The sequence below is a fragment of the Ligilactobacillus equi DSM 15833 = JCM 10991 genome (assembly GCF_000615765.1).
GTDB classification, from domain to species: Bacteria; Bacillota; Bacilli; order Lactobacillales; family Lactobacillaceae; genus Ligilactobacillus; species Ligilactobacillus equi.
The window spans coordinates 1-2,650 of sequence record NZ_BAMI01000104.1 but is presented as its reverse complement, the minus strand read 5'-3'; the positions used below and the strand labels follow the sequence as shown (position 1 = coordinate 2,650).

Sequence of the window (2,650 nt, the reverse complement as noted above, 5' to 3'; positions counted from 1 at the left end):
CCTATTTAGTTTTATATCGTTAAATTACGTCCGTTCGTTCGGGGGTCATTCTGACCCCCTCACTCACTATTTTCTGCTCGCATTTATTTTTGTCCTCGCTTGATATTTCCTCAAAAGCATATCTCAAATTTTTTCATATTTCTTTTGAAATTCCTAAATTTTTTAACCCAAACAAAAAAGAGGCTCACGCCTCAATTTTTATTTAACAATTTCTTCTAAAATATAATCTGATACTTTCACAACATCATCTAAAACTTTTTCTTGATTCTCATATCCCATTTCTTTAAATTTTAAGCCATTTTTTGTCCACCCTGCCATATAAGAAACTGAATCCTCTTCGCTTTCCATTCCTAAACTTTTGGCCGTTAAATACGCAGTCATTTCTGCTTGTAGCTCTCCAATTTCATAACTATTTTCATCTAATTTCAACCCCAATTCCTTGCTGACCTTATTCTCATTTTTGGAGTGAAGAATTGCGTGAGCCGTTTCATGAATCAATACGTTTATTTTTTCATAATCCGTATTTTTAGGTTCATAACGATTTTTTTGGAACTTGGAACATAGTAACCTTTGGCAAATCCTCCATTCCATTCTTCGAGAGCAGGATTTTCTAAAGTAACACCCAATCGATTTATTACATTTTCAACGCTTGAAATTATCTCCTGAGCTTTTTGAGTGTCAATTTCACGGTCAATATGCTTGTTTGCATACAATTTTGGCAACTCATCATCAGGCATATCGGTTTGTAAAGCATCAAACACACAAGCCCGTAAATTGAATGTAACCCAAGTACTAACTGGTAAAACTCCTTGAGCAATCAAATTTTTTTCTTGCTTAGTAGCATATTTTAAACTCTTTTTCTTACCATTGCTTACAAAACTCTTGATAACTACTGGCGTCCAAATTTTCAATGCTTTTTCACCTTTTTGAACTTGATATCCTGCATCTTGCCACCCCTTGTAACTTTTGACCGCTTTAGCACCTTGACGGTGTAATAAGATGCGGTTTTTAATGCTGTAGTTACTGTATTTTGACAAAAAAGTTAGTAACTCTTTCATATCTTCAGGACTGTTAGTTGCTTTCTCGATGCTTTCCATAACATCTTTTTGAGCTTTTTCTAATTCCTTTTGTTTTTGTAATTTTTGTGCTTCTGTTAACATAATTTTTTCCTCGCTTTTTTATTTTTTTAGATTATTTTTATTTAGTTTTGAGTTTTTCGCTTTCTCAACCTTACATCCTTATTATGGCAGCCCTCACAGGACTGACAAGCTTTGACAGACGTTGGTATATCAAGGATTATTCCAGTTTTTTACTTGATACGTTCATTCCTAAAGTAGGGGGATGTGAATCAATAATTTTGATAAAAAGCCCCTGCAGAGCAAGCAGGGGCTAATACTTTTTATGCAAACCAAGGATCGGTTGTCCCAATTACAGCGCCGTTATCTAATAAGGCGTAGCAACTGCCATCCATCTCATCTACAACCCTGTTAGCATAAGCCTCAATGTTATCCTCGATTTCTTCAATTTGTTCTTCAGTAAGCGCCATACCTTCACACTTCTTATAGTCAATCTCTGATTCCAATTCTCGGTATGCAAACTCAATCTTGGTAGGGAAGTAGAGAATGTCGCAATCTAAATCATCATAGCTTGTACTATCTACCAACTCTTTAGCAAGTTTAGGATAAGCATTTTTGAATTCTTGGAATCCTTCAAAATATTCTAATTCATAATCGTACATAGTGATTACCTCGCTCTTTTGTTTTTTAGATTATTTAGGTTTTAAGCCTTTCGCTTTCTCAACCTTACATCCCTATTATGGCATCCCTCACAGGACTGACAAGCTTTGACAGATGTTGATATATCAATAATTTAGATACCAAAAAAGCGTATAGTTTCTACTATACGCTTTACTCTCACATTAGGAAGTATCTGGTAAACTCTCTTGGTGTGTATGTATACCAGTCCCCATTATCATTAACAGCAATACATACTTTTACATTGACGGTTGCTAAATCATCAGGAACAGGTAAATCTAACTCACTATACCAATCTTCTGCATCAATCATATCAGCACCAACTTCATAATCACGGACAAATTCCTCAATGACAGCGACGGTTAACTCAAAAGTATCTTCAACCCAGATAGGCGTATAGTCCTCAGGTAACGTACGCCAATCCCTTTGTTTAATAGGGGTAGCATTGTATTTGTCTACTGCTCTTTGGAATTCTGATATCTTAGCTTTGACAATATCAATATCTACTTGTTCTTCTGGAATTATTACACCGTCCCAATACTCTTCGGTCATTAATTCACCGTCTACAAGCAATAATTTCATTTCACATTTCGCTCCTCACACGTGCTTTTTAGTTATAAGTTAACCTTACATGTTCTAATTATGACGTATACAGGAGGGATGACAAGCTTTGACAGAACACCAAAACCTGCGTATGAACTACACCGCCACTAAAGTGACGGGTTTCTGGGAACACTAAGTAGTGTTTAGGATGTTATATGGTATTCCAAAACCTAACTCACAGAACTTAGCTATCTTACCAAGGCTAGTTCCTAGCCTACTAGATTTTTAATTGATTTAAGCCACGATTTAAGATATTTAAACTAGCGTTTATATCTCTGTCGTGGTTTTTGTAG

Annotated in this window: 4 protein-coding genes; all 4 read right to left on the bottom strand. The window is 35.6% G+C overall.

Features of this window, described 5'->3' with window-relative positions:
- Positions 1 to 198 precede the first annotated feature (198 nt).
- Entirely contained in the window at positions 199 to 591 is a 393-nt protein-coding gene (locus tag JCM10991_RS11495; RefSeq protein WP_225349975.1) for a zincin-like metallopeptidase domain-containing protein, read from the bottom strand.
- Positions 504 to 1,160, bottom strand: coding sequence for an ArdC-like ssDNA-binding domain-containing protein (locus JCM10991_RS11490; protein WP_025021566.1), 657 nt, complete (start codon positions 1,158 to 1,160; stop codon positions 504 to 506). The genes JCM10991_RS11495 and JCM10991_RS11490 overlap by 88 nt, the downstream gene beginning before the upstream one ends.
- Positions 1,161 to 1,399: 239 nt before the next feature.
- Entirely contained in the window at positions 1,400 to 1,738 is a 339-nt protein-coding gene (locus tag JCM10991_RS11485; protein WP_025021565.1) for a hypothetical protein, read from the bottom strand.
- Positions 1,739 to 1,913: 175 nt separating this feature from the next.
- Positions 1,914 to 2,306, bottom strand: a complete 393-nt coding sequence (locus tag JCM10991_RS11480) for a hypothetical protein (protein WP_155889665.1) — start codon at positions 2,304 to 2,306, stop codon at positions 1,914 to 1,916.
- Positions 2,307 to 2,650 lie beyond the last annotated feature (344 nt).